Source organism: Ferrovibrio sp. (assembly GCF_017994015.1).
Lineage (GTDB): Bacteria > Pseudomonadota > Alphaproteobacteria > Ferrovibrionales > Ferrovibrionaceae > Ferrovibrio.
Window position 1 is genome coordinate 69,078 of the sequence record NZ_JAGOLP010000006.1, and the last position, 26,526, is coordinate 95,603.

General features: G+C 62.8%; 29 protein-coding genes. 14 read left to right on the forward strand and 15 right to left on the reverse strand.

The features are described 5' to 3' along the window. Positions 1 to 6 precede the first annotated feature (6 nt). A complete protein-coding gene (locus KBB36_RS05825; RefSeq protein ID WP_290977927.1) occupies positions 7 to 444 on the forward strand; it encodes a lasso peptide biosynthesis B2 protein in 438 nt (145 codons plus the stop codon). On the opposite strand, the gene KBB36_RS05830 is transcribed toward KBB36_RS05825, so the two are convergent. Continuing rightward, positions 436 to 2,142 carry an ABC transporter ATP-binding protein gene (locus tag KBB36_RS05830; protein ID WP_290977929.1) on the reverse strand — a complete coding sequence of 569 codons (1,707 nt, stop codon included), beginning with the start codon at positions 2,140 to 2,142 and terminating at the stop codon, positions 436 to 438. The two genes, KBB36_RS05825 and KBB36_RS05830, sit on opposite strands and share 9 nt — an antisense overlap. 9 nt (positions 2,143 to 2,151) lie before the next feature. After that, positions 2,152 to 3,015 carry a LysR family transcriptional regulator gene (locus tag KBB36_RS05835; RefSeq protein WP_290977931.1) on the reverse strand — a complete coding sequence of 288 codons (864 nt, stop codon included), beginning with the start codon at positions 3,013 to 3,015 and terminating at the stop codon, positions 2,152 to 2,154. 110 nt (positions 3,016 to 3,125) lie between these two features. Between KBB36_RS05835 and KBB36_RS05840 the strand changes: the two genes are divergently transcribed. Then, positions 3,126 to 4,292, forward strand: a complete 1,167-nt coding sequence (locus KBB36_RS05840) for a mandelate racemase/muconate lactonizing enzyme family protein (RefSeq protein ID WP_290977933.1) — start codon at positions 3,126 to 3,128, stop codon at positions 4,290 to 4,292. A gap of 89 nt (positions 4,293 to 4,381) precedes the next feature. Beyond that, positions 4,382 to 5,335, forward strand: a complete 954-nt coding sequence (locus KBB36_RS05845) for a nitronate monooxygenase family protein (protein ID WP_290977935.1) — start codon at positions 4,382 to 4,384, stop codon at positions 5,333 to 5,335. Between the two features lie 43 nt (positions 5,336 to 5,378). On the opposite strand, the gene KBB36_RS05850 is transcribed toward KBB36_RS05845, so the two are convergent. Genes KBB36_RS05850 through ccoN form a run of 9 tightly spaced genes read right to left on the reverse strand, consistent with a single transcriptional unit; the run spans position 5,379 to position 13,472 of the window. After that, complete coding sequence (locus KBB36_RS05850; protein WP_290977937.1) at positions 5,379 to 5,579, reverse strand: hypothetical protein; 201 nt, start codon at positions 5,577 to 5,579, stop codon at positions 5,379 to 5,381. Continuing rightward, entirely contained in the window at positions 5,576 to 5,746 is a 171-nt protein-coding gene (gene ccoS, locus KBB36_RS05855) for a cbb3-type cytochrome oxidase assembly protein CcoS (RefSeq protein WP_290977939.1), read from the reverse strand. The genes KBB36_RS05850 and ccoS overlap by 4 nt, the downstream gene beginning before the upstream one ends. After that, the gene (locus KBB36_RS05860; RefSeq protein ID WP_290977940.1) at positions 5,743 to 8,148 is read right to left on the reverse strand and encodes a heavy metal translocating P-type ATPase metal-binding domain-containing protein; all 2,406 of its coding nucleotides are present in this window, start codon (positions 8,146 to 8,148) and stop codon (positions 5,743 to 5,745) included. The genes ccoS and KBB36_RS05860 overlap by 4 nt, the downstream gene beginning before the upstream one ends. Continuing rightward, the gene (locus KBB36_RS05865) at positions 8,148 to 8,642 is read right to left on the reverse strand and encodes a FixH family protein (RefSeq protein ID WP_290977942.1); all 495 of its coding nucleotides are present in this window, start codon (positions 8,640 to 8,642) and stop codon (positions 8,148 to 8,150) included. The genes KBB36_RS05860 and KBB36_RS05865 overlap by 1 nt, the downstream gene beginning before the upstream one ends. A 19-nt stretch (positions 8,643 to 8,661) precedes the next feature. Further along, a complete protein-coding gene (gene ccoG / locus KBB36_RS05870) occupies positions 8,662 to 10,155 on the reverse strand; it encodes a cytochrome c oxidase accessory protein CcoG (RefSeq protein WP_290977943.1) in 1,494 nt (497 codons plus the stop codon). Between the two features lie 12 nt (positions 10,156 to 10,167). Then, positions 10,168 to 11,049 carry a cytochrome-c oxidase, cbb3-type subunit III gene (ccoP, locus tag KBB36_RS05875; protein WP_290977946.1) on the reverse strand — a complete coding sequence of 294 codons (882 nt, stop codon included), beginning with the start codon at positions 11,047 to 11,049 and terminating at the stop codon, positions 10,168 to 10,170. After that, positions 11,042 to 11,221: a cbb3-type cytochrome c oxidase subunit 3 gene (locus tag KBB36_RS05880; RefSeq protein ID WP_290977948.1), complete on the reverse strand. Its 180-nt coding sequence runs from the start codon at positions 11,219 to 11,221 to the stop codon at positions 11,042 to 11,044. Before KBB36_RS05880 ends, ccoP begins: the two co-directional genes overlap by 8 nt. A gap of 15 nt (positions 11,222 to 11,236) precedes the next feature. Further along, positions 11,237 to 11,962, reverse strand: a complete 726-nt coding sequence (gene ccoO / locus KBB36_RS05885; protein WP_290977950.1) for a cytochrome-c oxidase, cbb3-type subunit II — start codon at positions 11,960 to 11,962, stop codon at positions 11,237 to 11,239. Between the two features lie 16 nt (positions 11,963 to 11,978). After that, positions 11,979 to 13,472: a cytochrome-c oxidase, cbb3-type subunit I gene (ccoN, locus tag KBB36_RS05890; protein ID WP_290977952.1), complete on the reverse strand. Its 1,494-nt coding sequence runs from the start codon at positions 13,470 to 13,472 to the stop codon at positions 11,979 to 11,981. Between the two features lie 158 nt (positions 13,473 to 13,630). Between ccoN and KBB36_RS05895 the strand changes: the two genes are divergently transcribed. Then, positions 13,631 to 14,395, forward strand: a complete 765-nt coding sequence (locus KBB36_RS05895) for a DUF2189 domain-containing protein (RefSeq protein ID WP_290977954.1) — start codon at positions 13,631 to 13,633, stop codon at positions 14,393 to 14,395. Between the two features lie 13 nt (positions 14,396 to 14,408). Here the strand turns inward: KBB36_RS05895 and KBB36_RS05900 are convergent, their stop codons facing one another. Continuing rightward, positions 14,409 to 15,170 (reverse strand): sulfite exporter TauE/SafE family protein, encoded by a 762-nt coding sequence (locus KBB36_RS05900; RefSeq protein WP_290977956.1) that lies wholly within the window; start codon positions 15,168 to 15,170, stop codon positions 14,409 to 14,411. 81 nt (positions 15,171 to 15,251) lie between these two features. On the opposite strand from KBB36_RS05900, the gene KBB36_RS05905 reads away from it, so the two are divergent. Then, positions 15,252 to 15,839 carry a hemerythrin domain-containing protein gene (locus KBB36_RS05905; RefSeq protein WP_290977958.1) on the forward strand — a complete coding sequence of 196 codons (588 nt, stop codon included), beginning with the start codon at positions 15,252 to 15,254 and terminating at the stop codon, positions 15,837 to 15,839. Between the two features lie 47 nt (positions 15,840 to 15,886). After that, positions 15,887 to 16,642 (forward strand): cyclic nucleotide-binding domain-containing protein, encoded by a 756-nt coding sequence (locus KBB36_RS05910; protein ID WP_290977960.1) that lies wholly within the window; start codon positions 15,887 to 15,889, stop codon positions 16,640 to 16,642. A gap of 60 nt (positions 16,643 to 16,702) precedes the next feature. Here the strand turns inward: KBB36_RS05910 and KBB36_RS05915 are convergent, their stop codons facing one another. After that, entirely contained in the window at positions 16,703 to 17,539 is an 837-nt protein-coding gene (locus KBB36_RS05915) for a universal stress protein (protein WP_290977962.1), read from the reverse strand. A 119-nt stretch (positions 17,540 to 17,658) separates the two neighbouring features. On the opposite strand from KBB36_RS05915, the gene KBB36_RS05920 reads away from it, so the two are divergent. Further along, positions 17,659 to 18,030 (forward strand): hypothetical protein, encoded by a 372-nt coding sequence (locus KBB36_RS05920; protein ID WP_290977964.1) that lies wholly within the window; start codon positions 17,659 to 17,661, stop codon positions 18,028 to 18,030. Positions 18,031 to 18,066: 36 nt separating this feature from the next. Then, entirely contained in the window at positions 18,067 to 18,900 is an 834-nt protein-coding gene (locus KBB36_RS05925) for a universal stress protein (protein WP_290977966.1), read from the forward strand. 271 nt (positions 18,901 to 19,171) lie between these two features. Here KBB36_RS05925 and KBB36_RS05930 read toward each other — a convergent pair whose 3' ends face one another. Continuing rightward, positions 19,172 to 20,254 carry a GAF domain-containing protein gene (locus KBB36_RS05930; RefSeq protein WP_290977968.1) on the reverse strand — a complete coding sequence of 361 codons (1,083 nt, stop codon included), beginning with the start codon at positions 20,252 to 20,254 and terminating at the stop codon, positions 19,172 to 19,174. Positions 20,255 to 20,382: 128 nt separating this feature from the next. After that, positions 20,383 to 21,633, reverse strand: coding sequence for a D-amino acid dehydrogenase (locus tag KBB36_RS05935; RefSeq protein ID WP_290977970.1), 1,251 nt, complete (start codon positions 21,631 to 21,633; stop codon positions 20,383 to 20,385). A 144-nt stretch (positions 21,634 to 21,777) separates the two neighbouring features. Here KBB36_RS05935 and KBB36_RS05940 point away from each other — a divergent pair, with 144 nt between their 5' ends. The 6 genes from KBB36_RS05940 (at position 21,778) to npdG (ending at position 26,520) form a co-directional block, all read left to right on the forward strand. Next, complete coding sequence (locus KBB36_RS05940) at positions 21,778 to 22,548, forward strand: IclR family transcriptional regulator C-terminal domain-containing protein (protein WP_290977972.1); 771 nt, start codon at positions 21,778 to 21,780, stop codon at positions 22,546 to 22,548. A 62-nt stretch (positions 22,549 to 22,610) separates the two neighbouring features. Then, the gene (locus tag KBB36_RS05945; RefSeq protein ID WP_366933172.1) at positions 22,611 to 23,666 is read left to right on the forward strand and encodes a maleylacetate reductase; all 1,056 of its coding nucleotides are present in this window, start codon (positions 22,611 to 22,613) and stop codon (positions 23,664 to 23,666) included. Positions 23,667 to 23,688: 22 nt separating this feature from the next. Next, the gene (locus KBB36_RS05950) at positions 23,689 to 24,552 is read left to right on the forward strand and encodes an intradiol ring-cleavage dioxygenase (protein ID WP_290977977.1); all 864 of its coding nucleotides are present in this window, start codon (positions 23,689 to 23,691) and stop codon (positions 24,550 to 24,552) included. Between the two features lie 3 nt (positions 24,553 to 24,555). After that, positions 24,556 to 24,858: a YciI family protein gene (locus tag KBB36_RS05955; protein WP_290977979.1), complete on the forward strand. Its 303-nt coding sequence runs from the start codon at positions 24,556 to 24,558 to the stop codon at positions 24,856 to 24,858. A gap of 57 nt (positions 24,859 to 24,915) precedes the next feature. Next, positions 24,916 to 25,815, forward strand: a complete 900-nt coding sequence (locus tag KBB36_RS05960; RefSeq protein WP_290977981.1) for an IclR family transcriptional regulator — start codon at positions 24,916 to 24,918, stop codon at positions 25,813 to 25,815. A gap of 33 nt (positions 25,816 to 25,848) precedes the next feature. After that, on the forward strand, positions 25,849 to 26,520 hold the full coding sequence (gene npdG, locus KBB36_RS05965) for an NADPH-dependent F420 reductase (protein WP_290977983.1): 672 nt from the start codon (positions 25,849 to 25,851) through the stop codon (positions 26,518 to 26,520). Positions 26,521 to 26,526 lie beyond the last annotated feature (6 nt).

Below are 26,526 nucleotides of genomic sequence, written 5' to 3' on the forward strand. Positions count from 1 at the left end.
GTAGTCATGCGTAATATTTTACTGAAACTTGAAACCGCTCTGGCGCTCGGCCTGGCCTGGCTGCTGGTATTTGCGCTGCCATTGCGCCACACCCATCGGCTGTTTGGCCAAGCCCTCGCACCGGCTGAGGCGGCCGGGGCAGTGGCGCCTGAGCCGCACCAGATGGGGCGCGCCATGGCGATGGCGCGCCGATTGCGCTTTGTGGCTGGGCGGCTGCCCTGGGACAGCACCTGTCTGGTGCGGGCGGTGGCCGGGGCGCTGTTGCTGGCGCGGCGCCGCATCCATGGCGCGCGCATCCGCTTCGGCGTGCGCAAGCAGGATGGTGCCCTGGCCGCTCATGCCTGGCTGATGCTAGGTGAAACCACACTGATCGGCGGCGAGGAGGCGGCCGGTTATGTGCCGATAGCCGATCTTGGGCAGTTGGCGCGGCAGGATTTACACTGAGGCTTTGAGCCGGCCATCGGCCAGTTCGATATGCTGGTCGGCCAGCGGCAGCAGGGCAGGTCGATGGCTGACGATCAGCATGGTGCAGCGGCCATGCAGGGCGTGGAGGGTGTGTACCAGTTGCTGCTCGCTGGCGGCATCCAGCGCGCTGGAAGGCTCGTCCAGCACCAGCAGGGTGGCATTGCGCAGCAGGGCCCGGGCCAGGGTCAGGCGCTGGCGCTCGCCGCCGGAAAGATTGGCGCCATTCTCGCCCACCGGGCTGTCCAACCCGCCCGGCAGCCGCCGCACAAAATCGGCAATCCCGGCATCGCCCAGGGCGGCCCATAGCTTGGCGTCATCCGCATCCGGTGCTGCCAATAGCAGGTTGGCGCGGATGCTCTCGTTGAACAGGAAAGTGTCCTGCGGCATGTAGGCGACATGGCGCCGCCAGGCGCGCCGGCTGGCGGCATCCAGTGCCTTGTCATCCAGCAGAACGGCACCGCTATCGGGCACTGCCAGTCCGGTCAGCATGTCGACCAGGGTGGATTTTCCAGCCCCGGATGCACCGCTGAGCAGGGTTGTGCTGCCCACCGGCAGGCTCACGCTCACGTCATGAAGGGCAGCGGCGCCGGCTTCGACATAGCGCAAGGAGACATCGGCGCAGCGTATCGTGCGGCGCGGAGGCGCAAAATCCGTCGCCGCCGCAGGCTCACGCGCGGCATCAGCTTCCTGCAGGGCGCGGCTGATCGTTTGCTGCGCCGGCACAGCCTGCAATACCATCTGCAAGGCGCTGCGGATACCCAGCACCGATTGCCCCAGCCGCCCCAGCGCCAGTACCAGCACCAGCGCATCGGCCAGGCCAAGGCCAAAATGCTGCGTGGCAAGCCACAAGCCAACAGCCGCCGAAATCCCTAGAATAATCTGGATCATGGCGCTATGCGTGCTGCTTTGGCGCACATGCTGCATCTGCAAGCTGGTGATGGCTTCGGCTTGCGCGGCAAAGCGGCTGGCAGCCTGGTTTTCCAGCGCCATGCTTTTGATCAGCCGGCGGCCGCGCAAAGCATCCGCCACCAGGGCATTCAGCAGCCGGTGGGCAAAGATCTGTGCCGTGCCGGCGGCATGCAGCTGTCGTTCGGCCAGCAGCACGGCCAGCATGGCCAGGGCGGCCAGCAGGATGGTGATGCCGGCCAGCAATGGCGACAGGTTGAGCGCCACGGCCCCCACCATGACAATCTGCAAAGACAGGCCAATGATGCTCAGGGCGAATTCGGTGCCGATGCCAACGCGGCCGGTTTCCTGCATCAGCAACTGGTTGATATCGGGGCCATGCAGGCGGTTCAGCGGCTGCCAGGCCATCGCAATCAATGCTTCGTAGATGCGCTGGCGCAGGCGCTTGATGTAGTCCTGGCGGTGCTGCTGCACGACAAGGTTGCGCTGCCGCACTACCAGGGCAGCAAAGATCACAATGACGCCGTAGATCAGCAACAGGCTGCCGAGATCGGGCGTCCAGCCCGCCGCCGCATTGCCGCCCTGGATATTCAGCCGGTTGACCAGCAGGCCAAGCAGCAGCAGGCCGCCACCTTCCGCCAGCGCCGCCAGCAGGCCAAGGCCGAGCAGCAACGGCAGGCGTGGGCCACGCGGCAGGCTGGCGAGGATCAGCCTGCCGGCATTGTGCAATTGCTCGGTCAGGCTGGCATTGGATGAAGCGGAATCGGTCATGGTGATAATCTATGGAGTATCCGTTGCTGCCGCCAGCGCAGCCCAGAAGGCTTCGGCAAGATGGCTTTGCCGGGCGCGTGGCCGGTATAGCCGGATATCCAATGATAAAGCCGCATCGGGCAAGGCCCGCAACGCGCCGGTTTGCAAATCCTCATAGATCAGGCTGTGCGGCAGCCAGGCCAGGCCGCGCCCATCGCGCGCCATCATGCGCAGCACGGCCGCCGAATGCGAAGTGAAAACCGGCTTTGCTTGCTTCTGGCCCTGCGGCGCGGCAGCCAGAATACGGGCAAAAGCCGATTCCGCACCGTAACCCAGCAGTGGCGCATGCTGCGCATCCAAATTGGGCGCCATAACCGGCAGCAGCCGGTCATGATCAATTACTTTTGAGATGAAATGTGTTTCGACCAGTCGTGGCGGCGCGGCGGCATGGCAATGGCACAGCATGAATTGCGCATCGCCTTCCAGCATCGCCCGCTCGCAGGCGAGCATACTTTCCGACAGCAGATGGATCGGCCCCAGTTCAAGCCGGGTGCCGACAGCCTGAATCCAGGCCGGAAAGAAAGTCAGGGATAGCGAATGCGTGGCGGCGAAATGCAGGGCGGTGGCCCCGGCGCCGGCGGCCTGGCGCATTTCCTCACGGGCCTGGGCCAGTTGGCGCAACATGGCTTCGGCGGTTGGTTGCAGCCGCTGGCCGGCCTCGGTCAGGGCGATGGGCTGGCCGCTGCGGTCAAACAATACTGCGCCAGCCCAGTCCTCCAGCAGCCGGATGCGGCGGCTGAAGGCCGGCTGGGTCATGTGGCGGCGTTCGGCGGCCCGCGAAAAATTGCGGCTTTCCGCCAAAGCCAGAAAGTCCTCAAGCCAGGAAAGCTCCATGCCGCCCTAATCCTAGAAAGAAGCCGCATAGCTATATCGGAAATCGGCATTGGTCAAAGCCGCACGGCCCGACCTATGGTGCCGGCGTCATTATTCAGCCGGAGCCTGTCATGCGGATCGTCGAAGTTCGTGAAAAAACCGTCTCGATCGCCTCGCCGATCGCCAATGCCTATATCGATTTCTCCAAGATGACCTGCTCGGTGGTGGCGGTGATCACCGATGTGATGCGCAATGGCAAGCCGGTGGTTGGCTTCGGCTTCAATTCCAATGGGCGTTATGGCCAGGGCGCGCTGATGCGCGAGCGGTTCCTGCCGCGCCTGCTGGCCGCCGATCCAGCCAGCCTGGTGGATGCCGAACATGACAATCTCGACCCGTTCAAAATCTGGTCGGTGCTGATGAGCAATGAGAAGCCGGGCGGCCATGGCGAACGCTCGGTGGCGGTTGGCACGCTCGACATGGCGGTGTGGGATGCGGTGGCCAAGATCGAAGGCAAGCCGCTGTGGCGCCTGTTGGCAGATCGTTATCGCGGCGGCGTGGCGGATGAGCGGGTCTGGGTTTATGCCGCCGGTGGCTACTATTATCCCGGCAAGGGCCTGGCTGCGCTGCAAGACGAGATGAAGGGCTATCTGGACCGTGGCTACAGCACGGTGAAGATGAAAATCGGCGGCGCTGACCTGGCCGAGGATATCAAGCGCATCGAGGCGGTGATCAAGGTGGTTGGTTCGGGCCGCAATCTCTGCGTTGACGTGAATGGCCGCTTCGATATCGCCACCGCCATCGAATACGGCAAGGCGCTGCTGCCCTATGACCTGTTCTGGTATGAAGAAGTGGGCGATCCGCTGGATTACGCCCTACAGGCCGAACTGGCGCAGCATTACGGCAAGCCGATGGCCACCGGCGAAAACCTGTTTTCGATGCAGGATGCCCGCAACCTGATCCGCTTCGGTGGTATGCGGCCGGATATCGACTGGCTGCAATTTGATTGTGCGCTGTCCTATGGCCTGGTGGAGTATCTGCGCATTCTCGACATGATGGCGGCGCATGGCTGGTCGTCGCGCCGCGTGGTGCCGCATGGCGGCCACCAGATGTCGCTGAATATCGCCGCCGGCCTGCATCTCGGCGGCAATGAAAGCTATCCGGATGTATTCCAGCCCTTTGGCGGCTTCGCCGATGGCATCGCGGTGGAAAACAGTTATGTCGGCCTGCCGCAGATACCCGGCGTCGGCTTTGAGGCCAAGGCGGCGCTTTATCAGGTGATGCGCGGCCTGCTCGACTGAGACGGGTGGGCTTTCCCTGGCGGAAGCTTGCGCAGGCGGGCGCCCGGCGGCACCATGGGCTGACCAAAAAATCATGCTAGAGGGGAATCGTGTCCAATCTGCCCGCCGCGCTCCGCCAAACCCGCCTGCCGGTCATCGGCTCGCCGCTATTTATCATCAGCAATCCCAAGCTGGTCATTGCCCAATGCAAGGCCGGCATCATCGGCTCGATGCCGGCGCTGAATGCGCGTCCGGCAGCGCAGCTTGATGAATGGCTGGCCGAGATCACAGAGGAACTGGCGGCTTATAATCGCGCCAATCCCGATCAGCCGGCAGCGCCGTTTGCCATCAACCAGATCGTGCACAAGAGCAACGACCGGCTCGATTACGACATGGAAATGGTAGTGAAATACAAGGTGCCGGTGATCATCACCTCGCTCGGCGCCCGGCCGGAAGTGAATGAAGCGATCCACAGCTATGGCGGCGTGGTGCTGCATGATGTGATCGACAACCGTTTTGCCCGCAAAGCCATTGAGAAAGGCGCCGATGGCCTGATCGCGGTGGCGGCTGGTGCCGGCGGCCATGCCGGCGTGAAAAGCCCGTTTGCGCTGATCCAGGAAATCCGCGAATGGTTCAACGGCCCGCTGGCGCTCAGCGGCTCGATTGCCACCGGCGGCGCCATTGCCGCGGCCCGCGCCATGGGGGCTGATTTTGCCTATATCGGCTCGGCCTTCATCGCCACGCATGAGGCGCGCGCCGCCGATGGCTACAAGCAGATGATCGTCGATTCCACGTCAGACGATATCGTCTATTCCAACCTGTTCACCGGCGTGCATGGCAATTACCTCAAGCCGTCGATCAGTGCTGCCGGGCTTGATCCGGACAAGCTGCCTGAATCCGATCCGAGCAAGATGAATTTCGGCGGTGCCGCCACCAAGGCGTGGAAGGATATCTGGGGCTGCGGCCAGGGTATCGGCGCGGTGAAGGAAATTGTCGGGGCGGCTGAACTGGTGGCCCGGCTGGAACGCGAATACGCTGCGGCCCGCCAGCGCCTGGCGGCCTGATCCAGGACCACCCCTGCCCGGTCCCCGGGCAGGGGTGAAGCCGTCAGTGGCCGTCCTTGCCCAGGCTATGGGTACGGTCGATGGAAAAATAGCAGAACAGCACGGCAAAGCCGGCCAGTACCAGGCCAAAGACCTGCATCGCGGTATCCACCGCATTGGCCGCCACCACAATGCCGAGCATGCCCAGCACCACCAGCAAGGCCGATATCACCCAATAGCCGAGCGATTCATCAAGGTCATTCATGGCTGTTTCCTTTCGCGCAGGGCGGCATCGGCATCATCGAACAGGATGCGCGAGGCCGCAGTTTCGGGATCATCGAACTGGCCGCTATTCAGCGCCCAGATAAAGCAGGCCATGCCCAGCAGGCCAAGCAGCAGGGCGGCGGGGATCAGCAGCAGCAGGATGCTCATGGTGTTTCTCCCTTGCGCCTGGCGGCACGGCCAAAATCCAGCCGCAGCGCATTCGCCACCACCAGCAGCGATGAGCTGGACATCGCGATGGCAGCCACCAGCGGTGTAACCAGGCCGGCAATCGCCAGCGGCACGGCAAACAGATTATACACCAGCGCCAGGCCCAGATTCTGCACCGACAGGCGCTGGTTATGCCGCGCCACGGCCAGGAATTCCAGCACCGCGCCCAGCTTCTCGCCCTGGAATACTGCATCGGCTGCATTCTGCGCGATATCCAGCCCGGAAGCCGGCGATAGCGAGGCATTGGCCAAAGCCAGCGCCACGGCGTCATTCAGCCCGTCACCCACCATCAGCACAGAATGGCCGGCGGTTTTCAGCGCTGCAATTTTTTCCGCCTTGCCGCGCGGATCGATGCCGGCAAACCATTCAGCGATGCCAAGCTGCTCTGCCACGCGGCGCACCGCGCCGGCATGATCGCCAGAGAGGATCACCAGCCGTTTGCCCTGGCGCTGCAAATTCGCCACCACGGCGGCAGCATCGGGGCGCAGGTCGTCGTCGAAGTGGAAACGGCAAGGCGCGCCATCAGGCCGCGCCAGCCACAATTCGCTGCGGCCATCCTGCTCGGCTGAAGCGATGCCGGCGAAGCGGGCATGGCCCAGGCGGTATTCACCTTCGGGGCGGCGCAGCTTCAGCCCCTGGCCAGGGATTTCCTCCACACCCTCGAAACTTGCCGAGCTGGCGCAAGCGGCCAGCAGGGCGCGGCAAAGCGGATGCCGGCTGCGCGCCGCCAGGCCGGCGGCCACAGCCAGCAAAGCGGCACCGTCAGCATCGGGCGGCACCAGCCGCGGCCGGCCCAGGGTCAGGGTGCCGGTCTTGTCAAACACGATTGTGTCGATGGCGGCGGCGCGTTCCAGCGCGGTGGCGGATTTCATCAGGATGCCGCTGCGCATCAGCCGGCCGCTGGCCACCACCTGCACCACCGGCACTGCCAGGGCCAGGGCGCAGGGGCAGGTGATGATCAGCACGGTGGCGGCAATCAGCAAGGCATCGCGCCACACCATGTCGCCCAGCAGCATCCAGCCGATGAAGCTGAGCAACGCCGTGAGATGCACCACCGGGGCATACCAGCGCGCCACGGTTTCGGCCAGACGCACAAAACGGCCACGGCCCTGCTCGGCGGCTTCCAGCAGCCGGGTCATTTCGCCCACCAGCGTGGCGCTGCCGGTGGCGGTGACACGCAGGCTAAGCGGCGCATCGATATTCACCGCGCCGGCATGCAGTTGCGCACCGGGCGCCACCGGCTGCGGCAGGCTCTCGCCGGTCAGCAGGCTGGCATCAATGGCGGAATGGCCTTCCAGCACAATGCCATCCACACCGATACGTTCGCCGGCCGCCACCAGCACGGTTTCACCCAGCGCCACGCGCTGGGCCGGGCGCTGCACCAGGCCGGAAGCGGTTTGCACCATCACCGGGCGGTTGGTCCAGGCCAGCAATTGCTGCGCCGTGCGGCGGGCAAAGCCGCGCGCGCGCAAATCCAGATAACGGCCCACCAGCAGGAAAAACAGCAAGGTGATGGCAGCATCAAAATAGGCATGCGGGCCGGAGCGCATGAATTCCGCCAGGCTGACCAGCACCGCCAGCACCACGCCGATGGAAATCGGCACATCCATATTGCTGCGGCCATGGCGCAGGGCGGTGGCCGCCGAGCGGAAGAAGGGCAGCCCGGCATAGGCGATGGCCGGGATGGCGATCAGCGCCGAAACGCCATGGAACAGGTCGCGGGTCGCCGGCTCCATCTCGCCGACATGGCCGGACCACACCGACACCGACAGCAGCATGATATTGGCGGCAGCAAAACCGGCCACGCCCATGGCGCGCAGCAGGCCGCGTTCCTCGGCATTATCGGCCAGATCGGTATTGGCCTCATCCACCGGCAGGCAGCGATAGCCCAGCCGGGCCACGATGCCGGCCAGATGATCGGCTTCTGCCGCCTCACCCTGCCACTCGATGGTCAGGCGGCGGGTGGCGCTGGAAAGCTGTGCCCGGGTCACCTGGGCTTGGGCGCGCAGGGCGCGTTCGATCAGCCACAGGCAGGCGGCGCAATGCAGGTCGCCCACCATCAGGCTCAGCCGGTATTTGCCTGGGCCGAGGGTTTCAACAAAGTCACGCCAGTTGGTGGCGGCAGCATCCTCGGTGTTTGCCGGCGCCGCCTTGTCGCGCAGGCGATAATACTGTTCCAGCCCCAGCCCCTGGATCAGAGCGAAAGCCCCGGCGCAGCCGGTGCAGCAGAAACGCTCGCCCTTGGCTGTTGGCGCACCACAATGGGCGCAGAGCATCGCCGCCTGCGGCTCAGGCTTTGCCGCTGCTGCGATTGCCGCTTGCAGGATGGCCTGGCTGGTCATCAGCGCGCCTGCACCGTGAACCGCTCGGCGATGCTGAAACTATGCCCGTCGCGGCTGGCTTGGGCGCGCAGATCCCACTGGCCGGGGCGGGTCTGTGCTAGCCTTGCCTCGTAGCGACCGCCGCCAAGGGCGTGAAATTGCAGCGCCAGCGGCGCCAGATTCTCCACCGGGCGGCTCAGTTCAGCCTGCAATGTCAGGCCGCTCAGCGCGCGGCCTTCGGCATCGCGCCAATCCAGCACCAGGCGCAAGCCGCCGTCAGGCAGGGTTTCACTGCCCAGGCTATACTGCCAATGCAGGGTCTTCTGCTCGGTCAGGTCCTGTTGCAGGCGGTTGAATTCGGCGCTTTTCTTGTAGGGATGCGCCACCACCAGGCCACTGAACGTGCCGGTGGCGGTCACAATCAGCACCGCGTTCACCGCCACCACCACCAGGAAACCCAGCACAAATATCCCGGGTATCCAGCGCTGCTTCAGGGTTGCTTTGATCCGGTCCATGGCCACCCGCCTATCCGTTTCAGTTCGGTTGCGCAAACTGGCTTTGCAGCCGGCCCGCTTCGCGGCCCGCGCGGTCGCGCAACACGAAATCAAAATTTATCAGGCCGCCGGCCTTGCTGCGTGCGGCCTTCACGAAGACATGATATTCGCCCACGCTATCGGCTGCGATGGAAACATCCAGCATGTTGCTGCGCTCGGTGCTGCCGGCCAGAAACAGTTCGGCGCCGTCAAGCCGGGCAGTGCCAAGCCGCAAATCCATCGGCGCGCGCGTCTTGTTGGATATCTTCACCACATAGCCGTTGCGCAGGCTGCCATCGGAAAGTGCCACATAGAGCGGGTTGCGCACCTGCTGCACGGTGAATTCCATTTCGCTGCGCAGCAGCAAAGCCACCGTCATCACAATGGCCACGATCAGCAGCATCGAGGCATAAAGCATGGTGCGGGTGCGCAGCAGCTTCAGCTTGGTGGGTTGCTGCTTGGCGCGGCGTTCCAGATTATCCAGTGAGATGAAATCGATCAGGCGCGGCGGGCGTTCCACCTTGGCCATCACCTCGTCGCAGGCATCGATGCACAAGGCGCAGCCGATACATTCAAGCTGAGGTCCGTTGCGGATGTCGATCCCGGTGGGGCAGACATGCACACAGGCCTTGCAGTCGATGCAATCGCCGCGGCCGTCCCAGCTTTCGCCGGCCTTGTGCTTGCCGCGCTGCTCGCCGCGCCAGCCCTGGTAGGTCACAATCAGCGAATGCTCGTCCTGCATCGCGGCCTGGAAACGCGGCCAGGGGCACATATAGGTGCAAACCTGCTCGCGCGCCCAGCCGGCCAGGCCATAGGTGGTGAGGGTGAACAGGCCGAAGAAGAAATAGGTGGCGCCGCTGGATTGGCCGGTGAGGATTTCCCGCGTCACCGTGGGCGCATCCTGGAAATACATGATCCAGGCGCCGCCAGTGGCCGCCGCGATCAGCAGCCAGACCATATGCTTGGCGGTCTTGCGCAGGAATTTCTCGGTGGTCAGCTTCTGGCTGTCCAGCTTGATGCGGGCATTGCGGTCGCCCTCAATCCAGCGTTCCACCAGCAGGAACAGGTCGGTCCACACCGTCTGCGGGCAGGTATAGCCACACCAGACGCGGCCGAACAGGGCGGTGGCGAGAAACAGCGCCACGGCGCCCAGGATCAGCAGGCCGGTGATGTAATAGACTTCCTGCGGCCAGATTTCGATATTGAAGAAATAGCCGCGCGGGCCGGACATATCGAGCAGCAAGGCCTGGCTTGGCGCATCCGGGCCACGATCCCAGCGCAGCCAGGGCAGCATGTAATAGATCCCCAGGCAGAGGATCAGCACCAGCCATTTGATATTGCGGAAGGCGCCACGCACGGCGCGTGGATATACCTTGATGTGATCCGCATACAGCGAGGGCGCAAAAACCCCCAGCAGCGCTTCGTCTGCTGCTGGTGGTGCGCTGTTGCTTGGCTGTGGCCTGGAGGCCGCGCCTAGGCCCGGTTCGGCTGGCATGGCATCACCCGCCTATTCGCCGCCGCCGAGCGAGTGGACATACACCGCCAGCATCTTGATGGTGGCGTCGTCGAGCCGCCCGGTCCAGGCCGGCATCACGCCGTTGCGTGATTGTGCGATGCTCTGGATCACGCTGGCGCGGTCGCCGCCATAAAGCCATACCTGATCGGTCAGGTTGGGTGCGCCAACCTCGCGGTTGCCCTTGCCGGTTTCGCCATGGCAGGCGGCGCAGTTATCGGCAAAAAGCTGCTTGCCCTGGGCATCGCTCGGCTTCGGCGCCTGCTTGCCGGCCAGGGCCAGCACATGATCGGCCACGGCTTCCACTTCCTTGGCGGCCAGAATGCCATCGGCCTGGAAACGCGGCATCTGCGACAGGCGTGCCTCATCACGGCCGGAGCGGATGCCATGGCGCAAGGTGGTCTCGATCTCGGCCAGCTTGCCGCCCCAGAGCCATTCGTCATCGGCCAGATTGGGATAACCCTTGGTGCCAACACCGCCGGATTGGTGGCAGCCGGCACAATTCTCGGCAAACAGCACGCGGCCGCCGGCAATGGCAAAGCGGTAAAGCTCGTCATCCGCCTTCACGGCGGCAACATCAAGCTGCGTGATGCGGTCGCGATAGCCGGCCTGGGCGCCGGCTGCCTGCCTGATATCGGCGGCTACTTCATCGCGCTGCGAATAGCCCAGCGTGCCGCCGAAATAGCTGCGCAGGCCCGGCACGCTCGGATACAGCACCGACCATACCACGGCAAAAAGCACCGAGGCATAGAAGGTGTAGAGCCACCATTTCGGCAGCGGGTTGTTCAGTTCCTGGATGCCGTCCCATTCATGCCCGGTGGTGTTGTCGGCTGGGGGATTGGCCGGCGCCGGCTTGCTGTTGCTGGTCTTAGTCATGGTCTTTCCTCGCCGGGTTGGCGGTGTCGCGCAGCGGAATCTGGCCCAGTTCTGCCCAGCGGGTGCGCCGTGAGGGCCACAGGGTCCAGATGATCAGGCCGACGAACAGCAGGAAGAACCAGACTGTCCACAATGCCTTGAGCCAGGGGTAATGCTCGATCAGAGAAGTCATGCCACGATCCTCGCCTTACTGCCTGAGGCCGCCGGGCTGGGTGCGGTCGAATTCGACCAGCCGGCCCAGCATTTGCAGATAGGCGATCACGGCATCCATTTCGGTGATGCGCTTCTGGTCGCCGTCAAAATCACCCACGGCTGCCTTGGGATAGCGCGTCAGCAGCGCTTCGGTATCGGCATCCGGCGTTGCCTGGGCTTCCAGGTCGCTGCGCGCCTGGGCAATCATCTCATCGCTGTAGGGCACGCCCACCACACGCAACGCTTTCAGATGCTCGGCGATATCCTTGCCATCCAGCGGCTTCTCGGCCAGGAAGGCATAGGCCGGCATGATTGATTGCGGCACCACCGCGCGCGGGTCGATCATATGCGCGGCGTGCCATTCGTTGGAATATTTGCCGCCGATGCGGGCCAGGTCCGGCCCGGTGCGCTTCGAGCCCCACTGGAACGGATGATCATACATGCTCTCGGCCGCCAGGCTGTAATGGCCGTAGCGCTCCACCTCGTCGCGCAGCGGGCGGATCTGCTGACTGTGGCAGACATAGCAGCCCTCGCGGATATAGATGTTGCGTCCGGCCAGTTCCAGCGGTGAATAGGGCCGCATGCCCTGCACCCGCTCGATGGTGGTTTCGATGGTGAAGAGCGGCACAATTTCGACCAGGCCGCCGATGGCCACGGTGAGCAGGGTGAGCACCGACAGCAGGATGGTGTTGCGCTCGATGGTGGCGTGTTTGATGAACATGATTCTGCTCTCCCGCTCAGGCAGCAACGGCCGGCTGCGGATAGCCGGATTGTACGGTTTCTTCGCGCAGGTCGCCGCGTGCGGTGCGCCACAGGTTGTAGGCCATCAGCAGGCCGCCAGCGAGGAACAGGATGCCGCCCAGCGCACGGATGACATAGAAGGGATGCATCGCCTGCACGGTTTCCACGAAGGAATATTGCAGGAAGCCGAGATGGTCATAGGCGCGCCACATCAGGCCCTGCATGATGCCGGATACCCACATCGCGGTGATGTAAAGCAGGATGCCGATGGTGGCGATCCAGAAATGCAGCGACACCAGGCGCAGCGAATAGAGCCGCTCGCGCTTCCACAGCACTGGCACGATGTAATACAGCATGCCGAAGGTGATGAAGGCATTCCAGCCCAGCGCACCGGAATGCACATGGCCGATGGTCCAGTCGGTGTAATGGCTCAGGGCATTGACCTGGCGGATCGACATTACCGGGCCTTCAAACGTGGCCATGCCGTAGAAGGCCACGGCGGTGACCGAGAAGCGCAAGGCCGGATCGGTGCGCAGCTTGTCCCAGGCGCCGGACAGCGTCATCAGACCGTTGATCATGCCACCCCAGCTCGGCATCCACAGCATGATCGAGAACACCATGCCCAACGTGGCGGCCCAATCAGGCAGCGAGGTGTAATGCAGATGGTGCGGGCCGGCCCAGATGTAGAGGAAGATCAGCGACCAGAAATGCACGATCGACAGGCGGTAGGAATAGATCGGGCGGTTGGCCTGCTTGGGGATGAAATAATACATCATCGCCAGGAAGCCGGCGGTGAGGAAAAAGCCGACCGCGTTATGGCCATACCACCATTGCGTCAGCGCATCCTGCACGCCGGAGAACAGCGAATAGCTCTTGGCGCCGAAGAAAGACACCGGCACCGCCAGGTTATTGACGATATGCAGCATCGCCACGGTGATGATGAAGGCGAGGTAGAACCAGTTCGCCACGTAGATATGCGGCTCCTCGCGCTTCAGCAGCGTGCCGGCAAAGGCGATCAGGTAGATCACCCAGACCAGGGTGAGCCAGAGATCCACATACCATTCCGGCTCGGCATATTCTTTGCTCTGGGTGATGCCGAAAACATAGCCCAAAGCCGCCAGCACGATGAAAAGCTGATAACCGAAGAACAGGAACCAGCCCGTGGCCGAGCCGCCGAACAACCGGGCGCGGCAGGTGCGCTGCACCACATAGATTGACGAGCCGAGCAGGGCATTGCCGCCGAAGGCGAAAATCGCTGCCGAGGTATGCAGCGGTCGCAGCCGGCCGAAGGTGGTCCATTCCAGGCCCAGATTGAGCACCGGGAAGGCCAGTTGCAGCGCGATGAACACACCGGCGGCAAAAGCGGCGATGCCCCAGAATACGGTGGCGATCATAAAGGCGCGCACCACATCCTCGACATAAGGCGGCGGCGGATTGGTCGTTGCCGCATGAAGCGGGGTGGGGGTCGGGCTGGCTGCAACGGCCGTCATGGTCTTCCCTCAATGCTGGTCGCGGCTTGAGCGGCCGCGTATGGCAGACTATGTGCGGGCGAAGGCGACAAAACATTGACCCAGGTCAATTCCGGATGCTGCGAAGCATGCAATATCCGGTTTAAACTGTGGCGGATTGCCGCAGAGGAGACGCCCCAATGAACGATAATGCGCTTTCGTCCGCGAGTGTACCCGGAATCCGTATCATAGCTGATGACCGCCCGTGGTCCTGGTTGCAGGCTGGCTGGCAGGATCTGACCCGGATTCCCGGGGTCAGCCTGGCTTATGGCGCCGGCTTTGTGGCTGCCGGCTATCTGCTGTCATTTCTGCTCTGGCGCGCTGATGGTTTCTATCTGGTACTGCCGCTGGCCGGTGGTTTCCTGCTTGTGGCGCCATTCGCCGCCGTGGGGCTTTACGATGCCAGTCGCAGGTTGCAGAGCGGCGAGCCGGTGAGCCTCACCGGTGCCTTGCTGGCCTGGCGGCGGCCGTTGCAGGTGGCCAGTTTTGGCCTGATCCTGCTGCTGCTGCATTTTGCCTGGATGCGCGTCGCCTTGCTCTGGTTCGTGCTGTATTTCCATGGCGGCACGCCGGCGCTGGACAAACTGCCGCTCTTCCTGATCGAGGCGCAGAATCTGCCCTTCCTGGTGATCGGCACCCTGATCGGCGGGGTTTTTGCCGCCATTACCTTTGCCATTTCGGTGATTTCGCTGCCACTGCTGCTGGATCGCGACATTGATGTGATCTCCGCCATCCTGCTCAGCCTGCGGGCGGTGTTCAACAATCCCAAGGCGATGCTGCTCTGGGCCGGGCTGATCACGCTGTTCACGGCGGTGGGGCTGGCCACGTTCTTCTTTGGCCTTGGCCTGCTGTTTCCGCTGGTGGCGCATGCCAGCTGGCATGCCTATCGCGATGTGGTGGAATAAGCTCTGGGGGGCGTCAGCGCGCCAGCCAGCGTAAGGCCAGCAAGGCCAGTAGCCCGGCATTGAGCAGCAGAACCGGCACCATCAGCCGGTTGAGCAGGTTGCGCCAGCGCGCCCCGGCGGCAGCGCCCAGGAAGCCCACCACCAGCAGCCCGGGCATGGTGCCAAGGGCAAAGGCCGCCATCATCAGCATGCCGTCGCGCCAGTTGCCCGCAGCGCCCGCCAGCAGCAAGGCGCCATAGATCAGCCCGCAGGGCAGGAAGCCAAGCGCCAGACCAAGCAGATAGCCGCGCCAGCCGCTGGGTTGGCGGAATAACCGGCCAAGATGGTTTTGCCACCCGGCGCTGCCGGACAGGCCGAAGCTGCCGGCCGGCAGCAGGCGATTGGCCGCCACCAGGGCAAAGCCGGATGCTGCCAACAGCAAAGCCAGGGCGGGCAAATAGCCATGAGCCAGCAGCGGCTCGATGCCGCCCGCCAAGCCTCCGGCCACACCGCCCAGCAAGCTGTAAGTGGTTATTCTGCCTGCATGATACGGCAGCAGCGCGATGCCGCGCAGGCGTTCCAGGCGGCCGGCCTGTTGCAGCGGTATTGTCGCCAGCCGGCTACCCACCTGGCTCAGCACAAAGGGTCCGCACATGCCGGCGCAATGCGTGGCGCCGCCGACCAGGCCAAACAGCAGCATGCCTACTGGCCGGCCATAATCGATCCAGTCCGCCAGCGGCTGGCCATGCGCCAGCGCTGCACAAGCGGCCAGGAATGCCTGCCAATCCAGTGTCATGCCGAAGATAATACGGCAAAAAGCCGGTGGCGGCTTGACGTGGATCAATGTGTTGCAGGCAAGGCGGCCTAGACTGCTGCCATGACCCACACGCCCATCCCGCAAAACACGATTTTTCCGGTTTCGGCCATGCTGCAAATCGAAATGGCGCTGGCCGGTGCCGGTAGTGACCTGTCGGCGCTAGACCGGCTGGTTGGGCATCGGCTGAACCTGTTGGCCTTTTGTGCCATCCTGAAAGCCCAGCCCAGCGCCGGCCCGGCCTTGACCCGGGCGCTGGCGCCCAGTTTTGCCACCTTTCTTAAACGGGATTTCCTCAGCCTGATCACCGAGGAGGAAGAGGGCCTGCTGCACCATCTGGAGCGCCGCCTGCTGCTCGGCGACGATCTGGACGATGTGATCCGCCAGTTGAGCGACGAACATCGCCAGGATTGCCAGGAAGCGCGCCAGCTGGCCGCTGCCTGCCTGGAATTTGCCAATGGCATCGATGCCGATTGGAGCGACCTGTGTGACGCCATGGCGCATTTTGCCGAACGTCAGCGACGCCATCTGGTCTGGGAGGATGCGACGATTTTACCAGTGGCGCGCGAACGCCTAACCGCCGATGATCTGACGGCCTGGGGCGAGGCCATGGAACGGCGTTATCGTTTCATAACTTGCCAGGCGCGTTGATTGGGGTTGTACTGTGCGTACCCGGACGAACCGGAGGGAGAATAAGCATGGCTCAGATTCACGCGTTGCCGCTACGCAAGCCTTCGCCTGCATCGGCGGCGGTTTTGCATCGCGCCAGTGATCCCTGTGCCAATTGCACGGCGCGCAGCCTCACCATCTGCGCATCGCTGAACAGTGAAGAGCAGGCGCGGCTTGCCGATCACGCCACCACGGTATGCCTGCAACCGCATCAGATGCTGTTTCAGGAAGGCGACAATGCCGAGCACGTCTATAATGTCACCTGTGGCAGCCTGTCGGTGTCGAAATCGCTGGCCGATGGCCGGCGCCAGATCACCGGCTTTCTAGGCCCGGGCGATTTCCTTGGCCTGAATACGCGCAGCACCTACACGCTCAGTGCCGAAGCGCTGACCGATACAAGGGTGTGCCGCTTCCCGCGCCAGCAATTCCAGCGCCTGATTGCCGAAACGCCGCCGCTGGAACATCGCCTGCTGGCTCTGGCGGAAGGCGAATTGGCCACCGCACAGGAACAGATTCTGCTGCTTGGCCGCAAGACCGCGATGGAACGCATCGCCTCTTTCCTGCTGCTGCAATCCGAGCGTTGCCAGGCGCGCGGCATGCCGGCCAATCCGATTTCGCTGCCGATGACCCGCGCCGAAGTGGCGGATTATCTCGGCCTCACCATCGAGACGGTAAGCCGCTGCTTCACCAAGCTGCGCAAGCTGGATGTGATCGGCCTGCTGGCGGCCGACCGGGTGCAGATCAAGCAGCCAGAAAAGCTCAAGGCGCTGTCCGAGGCGGCCTGATTTTTCTTGCAAAGTAAAAGCGGGGGCAGCCAGCCAGGCCGCCCCCGCTTTTTTTGTGGCTCAGTTGGCCAGCAGCACCGGCACGGTCATGCTGTCCAGCACGGTTTCGGTCACACCGCCCAGCACCATCTCGCGTAGCCGGCTATGGCCATAGGCGCCCATCACCAGCAGGTCGGCGCCATTGTCGGCCAGCGCTGAAAGCAGCGCATCGCCGGCCGGCAGATCGCCGGTCACGGTATGGCGGCTTTCCACCGCAACGCCATGGCGTTGCAGATGCGCCACCAGGGCGTTGGCCGAAACAGTGGCGGCTGCATCAGGATTGATGCCGAACACAATCACCTTATGGGCGCGGGTCAGCAGCGGCAGCGCATCATGCACGGCGCGGGCGGCTTCGCGGCTGGCGTTCCAGGCCACCATCACGATTTTACCCGGTGCCGGATACGCACCGGCATAGGGCACCACCAACACCGGTCGGCCAAGTGTCAGCGCCAGATCGGCCGGCAGCCCGGCAATGCCGAGGATGCCGGGCGCGGCGCCGGGGCTTTCCAGATCAGGCTGGCCGATCACCGCCAGATCGGCATGGCGGCCCTCTTCCAGCATGGCTTCCAGCGGCGGCAATTCGGTTTCGATCCAGGTATAGGCAACTTCCGCTTGCTGGGCAGCAGCCTCGAAAGTCTGGCGCACAACGGCAGCGGCTTTTTTCGCTTCATCGGCCTGCTGCTGGTAATATTCCACCGGCACATATTCGCCCATATAATAAAGCTGCTGCGGTCGCGGCAGGGTGTAGAGTGCTGTCAGCCTTGCGCCGAATTGTTTCGCCAGGGCCAGGGCGGTGCGCGCCTTCTCGGCGCTGCGCTGGTCATCGGTCAGGTGAAGCAGGATGTCTTGATAGCGCATGATTCCCTCCTATTGGGTTCCGGCATCCTCTTCTGCTTGCCGACGCGCTGCATTGCGCTGGATCAATGCGCGCTTTACTACCCCCAGCGATAGTAACGCCACAGCAACGGAGTACGATCATGACACTTCATGTCATTCGCCTTGAACTTGCGCGCGAAAAGGACTTTCCCCAGGGCAGCAGCGAACATGGCTATGAGTTTGTTGCGCCGCTGGATGCGACCGGGCAGTTCGATGCCGATGAATGGAAAAGCCAGCGCAAATTCTGCACCGTGCGGCGTTTCTGGCCTGGTCAGGAAGATGAAACCGGGCATCTGATTCATGGGCGCGGCGGGCGCTGGGCGTTTTCCTATGATCCCACCACCGATGCCGATGACGAACCGATTTTCCGCTTTGACCGCCATGTCATGCGCCTGGGCGAATATGTCTCGGTCACCGAGCATGATGGCCGCCAGCATACTTTCCGCATTGTCGGCCTGCGCCTCGCCGCCTGATTCAGCGCAATCAAGATTCAACAGGAGAAACGTATCATGGGTTTCAAGGATATCCTGGTTCATGTTGATGCCACGCCGGCAAGTCAGGCGCGGCTGGATTTTGCCGCACATTTTGCCAAAGAACATGAGGCGCATCTGGTCGCGCTGCATGTCGAGGCGGCGCCCTATGTGCCAGCCGATATCATGGCCACCGGCATGGCAGCTTCGGTGCTGCAATGGCAGCGTGAGTTGCGGCGCCATCGCGAGGCTGAGGTCGGCGGTAAGGTTGAAGCGGCGCGGCAGCGCCACGGTATCGAGATTGAGTGGCGTGCCATTGAAGGCGATGTTGATGACACGCTGGCGCTGCATGGCCGTTATGTTGATCTGGTGATTATCGGCCCCGGCAGCGACTCGCTCGACCTGGAGCAGCCGGAGCTACCGTCGCCGGGTCATGTGGTGATCGCCACCGGCCGTCCGGTGCTGGTGCTGCCCAAGGATTACAAGGCGAAAAGTTTTGGCCAGCGTATCCTGCTGGGCTGGAAATCCACGCCGGAAGCGGCCCGCGCGGTGCATGATGCTCTGCCGCTGCTGGCAAAGGCACGCAATGTCACCGTCACCGAGGTTAATCCCGATCTGGCCGGCGCTCGCCGTATTGCCGGTGGCGACATTGCCAAATATCTGGCGCGCCATGGTGTGGCCGTCACCGTCTCGCCGGTGGTGGCGCCCGATATGGATGCCGGCAGTCTGCTATTGGCACGGGCGGCGGATATCGAGGCCGATCTGATCGTGATGGGGGCCTATGGCCATTCGCGGCTGCGTGAGGCCGTCCTGGGCGGCGCCACGCGCTATATCCTGGATCATCTCGACATACCGGTGCTGATGGCGAGCTGAGCTAGAGCACGCTGCGATTAGATTGACGCGCTGCGTTGCGTCTGGAGGCGGTAGCCGATAGGAGAAGCGCGCAGCAGGTACCTTGCGGTACCTGCAAGCGTTTCGACGACGCGGATGCCGCCTCCAGGCGCAACCCCAAAGGGGCCGGGCGATTTTGCGTTTTGCGCGCGTCGCCCGGCTTGTCCGTAGCCCCACTACGCCCGGCGCCGGGCTCCTCCGCAAAAACGCAAAATCGCCGCGGCGCAGTGCATCAATCTAATCGCAGCGTGCTCTACAACTCGCGCCGCAGGGCTGGCAAGGTCAGGCTGGCGATGGTGCAATTGTCGATCAGGTCTGGCCGCAAGGTCATGCGGCTGGGGAAACTGATGCTGCGGCGCGCATCGTCGGGCCAGACTTGCACGGCCATCACCCTGTCCACCCGGCATCGCCCGGCTTCACCGCCCTGCTGCGATAGCGGCAGCAACAGGCGATGGGTGCGGCTGCTGCCGCCATCATCCCATTTGAACGTGCTTTCGGAATAGACCGGCTGTGCGCTATCAAAAACGCTGCGATAAAGACTGAGCAGATAGGTGCAATAATCGCCGCTCATAATGTCTTCCACAGTGTAGCCGATCAGATCACGGCCTAGGCGGGCACGGATTTCACTGCCGGCGGCGCTATAGCGCACCCGGAACGGCGTGGCTTCGATATCCACCAGCAGCAGGTTGGGCAAAAGCGGGCGCGGCAAATCCAGCGCCGAGATATCATCCACCAGCGGCATCTGGCGGGATGACCGTTTGGCCGACCAATACAGCGCCGCTTCCATTAACAATGGCTGATCGGCAAAGGGCAGGCTGGGGGTGAGCAGGGCGCGCTGAGCAGCGCTGCCGCCTTGATAGCGCAAGGTGCTGCCGATCAGTGCGGTCAGGCCATGCAGGGCCGAAATATCGCGCTCGCTCCAGGGCCGTGGCGCCACGCATTGCTCGCAGCATAATACAGCCGCCGGCCGGCCATAGGCATCCAGGATCAGGATATCAAGCAGGGCATGGATGTCGTTGGGGATGAAATATTCGTCGATGAAACAAACCGTCGCCGGATGATTGCGGGCGTTTTCGGCAGCCACGATGCCGTCATTCACCAATGTATCGAGATACTCGGCATGGTGTTCGCGCCCGATCGTGGCGCCGCGTTCAAAGCCGGATTTGCGCCGGTCATACATATACTGGCAGACAATGCTGCCATTGGCCTCGAAATACCAGATGCTGGTGCGGGTTGCCCTGGTTGCTTCAATCGCATCATGGCAAACGCATTCAAACAATGCCTGAAGCCCGGCAAGATTGACGGCACGTCTTGCCGCCTCGCGACTGCGCTGCATCTACTCCACCTAGTTCCGCCTTATACCGAACCTGGGTAGAATTTAGCTGCGCTTAAACCGCTTTCAAATCAATTAGTGATTATGGCGATCAATACACCTGATTTGATACATGGCAATTAAACCACTGATTAGTAACGCGCCAGGCCGAGATCGCTGGTATCAATGGCAGGGCTGTGGCCGGAGATGATATCCGCCAGCACCTGGCCCGAGCCGGCCGCCATGGTCCAGCCCAATGTGCCATGCCCGGTATTGAGGAACAGGTTGGCATAGGGTGTGGCGCCAATGATCGGCGTGCCATCTGGCGTCATCGGCCGCAGCCCGGTCCAGTAGGTGGCGCGGGCAAGATCGCCGCCGCGTGGAAACAGGTCGGAGACAACAAAATCCAGCGGCCGGCGACGGGCCGGATAGAGTGTCAGGTCATAGCCGCCCAGTTCCGCCGTACCGCCAACCCGGATACGGTCGCCCAGCCGCGTCACCGCCACTTTGTAGGTTTCGTCCATCACGGTGGATTCAGGGGCGCCGGCAACATCCACAATCGGCAAGGTGATGGAATAGCCCTTCACCGGATAGACCGGCAGGCGCAGGCCGAGCGGTGCGGCCAATATGGGTGAATAACTGCCCAGCGCTAGCAGATAGGCATCGGCATAGTGCATTTCACCATTCACCAGCACACCACCGATACGGCTGCCATCGCGCAGGATCGCCTCGATGCGGCTGTTGAAGCGGAAATCCACGCCGAGGGCGCGGGCCTGTTCCGCCAGCGCATTGGTGAATTTGAAACAATCGCCGGTTTCGTCTCCAGGCAGGCGCAGGCCGCCGAGGAATTTCTCCGCCACCCCGGCCAGGGCCGGCTCGGCGGCGATGCAGCCGGCGCGGTCGAGCAATTCAAAGCCGACGCCGAAATCATCCAGCACCTTCATATCGGCGGCGGCGCCATCAAGCTGCTGCTGCTTGCGGAACAGTTGCAGCGTCCCCTGCATGCGCTGGTCATAATGCAGCCCGGTTGTTTGACGCAATTCGCCCAGGCAGTCGCGGCTATACTCGGCCAGGCGCAGCATGCGGCCCTTGTTCAGCGCATAGCGCCGGTCGCTGCAATTTGCCAGCAATTGCAGGCCCCAGCGGATCATCTCCGGGCTGATGCGGTGGCGCAGCACCAGTGGCCGATAGGTCATCGCCAGCCATTTCACGGCTTTCCACAACAGGCCGGGCGAGGCCCAGGGCGCGGAATAGCCGGGCGAAACCTCGCCGGCATTGGCGAAGCTGGTTTCCAATGCCGGGCCAGCCTGGCGGTCGAGCACGGTCACTTCGTGGCCGGCGCGGGCCAGGTAATAGGCGCTTGTGGTGCCGATCACGCCGCTGCCCAGAACCAGAATTTTCATGCCGCCGCTTCCTTTCAACAAACAACGCCGAAAGCTTTTACAATTTTCGGCCAATGCCAAAGGTCCAGGCTTTCCCAAGCGGTTGGACCAGGCAGGTTGGAATAGGATAGGCTTGCCGGCAACAGCCGGCAATATGAGTAGCCTGTGAACGCCATCGATAACACCGACAAGGATTTTATCCATTCGCTGGCCAAGGGCTTGGCGGTATTGCGTGTCTTCAGCCGCGAGCATCCGGCACTGACCCTGAGCGAAGTGGCGCGGGAGACGCAACTGACCCGCGCCGGCGCGCGCCGCGTGCTGCGCACGCTGGAGGCGCTGGGTTATGTCGCCTGTGATGGCCGTCGCTTCAGCCTCACGCCGCGTATTCTTGAACTCGGTTATTCCTATGTCAGTTCGCGGCACTGGCTCGGCATCGCCAGGCCCTATCTACAGGATTTGCGCGACCAGATTGGCGAACATGTTTCTGTGGCGGTGCTGGATGGCACCGATGTGGTTTATGTGGCGCAATACCCGATTGACCGCGTGGTTTCGGTGCGGCTGGAAATCGGCATGCGTCGGCCGGCTTATTGCACCGCCATGGGCCGCGTGCTGCTGGCGCAATTGCCGCCTGACGCGGCGCGCCTGCGGCTGGAACAGAGCGATCTGCGTAAACTGAACAGCCGCACCGAAACCGATATTGATCTGCTGCTGGCGGAAATCGCCAAGGCCGGCACGGCGGGCCATGCGGTGATCGACCAGGAAATCGAGGATGGCCTGATCGCGGTGGCCGTGCCACTGGCTGACCGCAATGGCGGCATCCTGGCCGCAATCAATGTATGCGGCCATGCCAGCCAGGTGAGCTTGCAGCATTTGCAGCAGGTTTGCCTGCCGGCGATGCGCGTTGCTGCCGCGCGTATTGCTCAGGCCCTGCCATAGCGCTAGGCTGTTCGCATAACGAATATGTGTTCGATATGCGAACAAATGGGGCGGATATGCTGTTGAATTTCACCTACGATCAGCTACCCGGCCGGGTGGTTTTTGGCCCGGGCAAGCTGGATCAGCTTGGGGCGGAAGTGCAGCGGCTGGGGGCCGAGCGCGCTCTGGTATTGTGTACCCCGGAGCAGGTGGGGCAGGCCGAGGCCGCAGCGGCGCAATTGGGCCAACGTTGCGCCGGGCTGTTTCCCGGTGCGGTGATGCATGTGCCGGTGGAAGTGGCTCGTGCAGCCCGCGACGAAGCTCGCCGGCTGGGTGCCGATTGCGCGGTTGCGATCGGCGGCGGCTCCACCATCGGCCTGGGCAAGGCCATCGCGCTGGAATCCGGCCTGCCGATCATCGCCGTACCCACCACCTATGCCGGATCGGAGATGACACCGATCTATGGCCTGACCGAAGCCGGCATCAAAAAGACCGGCCGCGATGCCCGCGTGCTGCCACGTGTTGTGATCTATGATCCGCTGCTCACACTGAGCCTGCCGGGACGCATCGGCGGCCCCAGCGGAATCAATGCGATTGCGCATTGTGTTGAGGCGCTCTATGCCCAGGATGCCAATCCGATCATCTCGCTGCTGGCCGAAGATGGCATTCGTGCATTGGCTGGCAGTCTGCCGCAGGTGATCCGGCAGCCGGATGATGTGGCGGCGCGCAGCCAGGCCCTATATGGCGCGTGGCTGGCTGGCGCCTCACTCGGCGCTGTTGGCATGGCCTTGCATCATAAGCTTTGCCACACATTGGGCGGCAGCTTCAATCTGCCGCATGCAGAAACCCATACCATTCTGCTGCCGCATGCGGCGGCTTATAACAATGCTGCCGCGCCCGAGGCGATGGCGCGGGTGGCACGTGCGCTGGGATGTGAACATGCGGCCCAGGGCCTCTATGATCTTGCCGCCAGCATCGGCGCGCCGCTGGCGCTGAAGGATATCGGCATGCCGGAAAGTGGCCTGGACCGTGCTGCCGAACTGGCAGTGCAGAATCCTTATTACAATCCCTGTCCGGTAACACGCGAGGGCGTGCGGCTTTTGCTAGACAATGCCTATCATGGCCGCCGGCCAGCCTGAATGAAGCGGGAGTGAAGCAAACATGCGCAATCTGAGCGAAGACAATCTCACCGAAGCCGTGCTGGCCAAGCTGGAAGGTGCCAGCGATGCCCGGTTCAAATTTGTCATGACCGCGCTGATCCGGCATCTGCATGATTTTGTGCGTGATGTGGAATTGACTGAAGCGGAATGGAAAACCGCCATCGACTTCCTCACGGCCACTGGCCATACCTGCGACGACAAGCGCCAGGAATTCATCCTGCTGTCCGATACGCTGGGCGTTTCCATGCTGGTGGATGCGATTAACCATCGTATGCCGGCAGGCACCACGGAAACCACCGTGCTGGGGCCATTCCATGTTGCCGGCGCGCCGGAATTGCCTTTGGGCAGTGATATTGCGGTTGGCCATCCCGGTATCGCCACCTATTGCCATGGCCGCATCTGCGACGCTGCCGGCAAGCCGCTGGCGGGTGTGCAACTGGATGTGTGGCAGACCGATCACGAAGGCTTCTACGATGTGCAGCGGCCCGAACAGGGCCTGATGCGGCTGCGCGGTCGTTTTCGCAGCGATGCCGAGGGCCGCTACCTTTTCCGCACCATCAAGCCGGTTTCCTATCCGATCCCGACTGACGGCCCGGTGGGCAAAATGCTGTTGCTGATGGGGCGGCACCCTTATCGCCCGGCACATATCCATTTCATTCTCAGCGCACCAGGCTACCAGCCGGTGGTGACGCATCTGTTCGCAGAGGGCGATACGTATCTTGATTCCGATGCCGTGTTCGGCGTGAAGAATTCGCTGGTGGTGGATTTTGTCGAACAGGTGGCGGGCAGCCTGGCGCCGGATGGCACCAGGCCCGATCAAGCCTTCTGCGTTGTGCAATACGATTTCGGTTTGCTGGAGGCCTGAGCCATGCTGTTTTGTTTTCACAATATCGATCAGCCCGATGCCGCCGCTTTGCGGCAACAATGGCGCCCGGCGCATAAGGAATACCTTGCCCGCGTGGCGGGCCAGATCGCCTTTGCCGGGCCGTTGCTGGCCGATGATGGCGTGACCATGCAGGGCAGCCTGCTGGTGATCGACTTTCCGGATCGCGCCGCTGCCGAAGCCTGGCTGCATGACGAACCGTTCACCCGCAACGGTGTTTATGCCAGCATTTCGATCCGCGCCTATCAGAATCTGTGGCCGCAACGCACTGGATTTGTAGCGCCATAAAACCGCCGCCGATTTTGTTGCGCTTGACGGGTTTCATCGGATTGACTAGCCTCAACCATGAAACAAAAACACCGTTCCTCTATACGGAACACCACTAAAGCCGCGCCGAAACAAGCGGTGGCCGGCAAGGCGGCGCCAGTGGTGAAGCAGGCGGCGGCAAAGCCGGCGGCGCGGCCGGCGATCGAGCGCAATGCCAACCAGTCGGTATCGCGGGCGCTGGCGATCCTTGATCTGCTGGCCGGCAATCAGGCCGATATGGGGGTGCGCGATATCGCCCGCCGCCTTGGCCTCGCGGCCAGTATTGCCCAGCGCCTGATCCGCACCCTGGCCGAAGCCGGCTATGTTGAGCAATCAGCAGAAACCCAGCGCTATCGCATCGGCTTCATGGCCTATCGTATCGGCCAGGTTTATGTTGCCGCCAATGATCTGCTCAATCTTGCGCTTTCCGAGATGCGGCAGCTTTCCGACCGCCATGGCCTAAACGCTTTCCTGGGCGTGTTGCGTGATGACCGCGTGGTTTATCTGGCAGCAACGCAGAGTAACGGCCCGATCACCATTCGCAACCTGCCAGGTTCAACCACACATCTGCATACCACGGCCTTGGGCAAGGCCCTGCTGTTTGATCTGTCGGAAGCCGAGATACTGCAACGATTAGGCAAGCCGCCCTATGCACGGCTGACCCGCCACAGCATCACCACACAGCAGGAATTCCTGGCCAATCTGGCGGCGGCCCGCAGCCAGGGCCATGCGCTTTGTGATGAAGAGAATCTCGACAATGTTTATGCCTTCGGCGCACCGATCCGCGATAGCAGCGGGCAATGCGTGGCGGCGATGAGTGCCGCCTTGCCGCGTAATCTGGTTGATCCAGCCAAACTGCCGGGCCAGATCGAATTGATGACCCAGGCGACAAGGCGGATTTCGCAGAAGCTGGGCGCCCCGGCCTGGGCGTTGAAGTGATGATGTTCAAACAGAAGTGGACGAGGATGCGTGATGACGAATGAGCGTTTTACCCTGGCCGTGATCGGCGGTACTGGTGCCGAAGGCGGCGGACTGGCTTTGCGCTGGGCCCATGCCGGCCACAAGGTGATTATCGGGTCACGCCAGCCGGAAAAGGCCGAGGAAGCCGCCAAGCAGCTTAATGTGTTGCTGGGCAGTGACGCCATCCAGGGTATGGAAAGCCGCGCCGCGGTTGCCGCCGCCGATATCGCCGTACTGGCAGTGCCGTTCGCGGCGCAGCAGGCCACGGCTCTGGGTTTGGCTGAAGTGCTGGCCGGCAAGATTCTGGTGGATGTGACCGTGCCGCTGATGCCGCCCAAGGTGAGCCAGGTGCAATTGCCGGCTTCGGGTTCCTGCGTCGTTGATCTGCAACAGGCTTTGGGCGATGGCGTGCGCGTGGTATCGGCTTTCCAGAATGTTTCGGCGCACAAGCTGAAGGATCTGAATTACCAGATCGCCTGCGATGTGCTGGTTTGCGCCAATGACAAGGCGGCGCGGCAGAGTGTGATCCAGCTTGCCGGCGATGCCGGTCTGCGTGGCGTGGATGCTGGTGTGCTGGCAAATTCCACTGTGGCGGAAAGCCTCACCTCGGTGCTGATCTGGATCAACCGCACCTACAAGATTCCGGATGCCGGCATCAGCATCACCGGCCTGCCGGCAGTGTGAGACTCT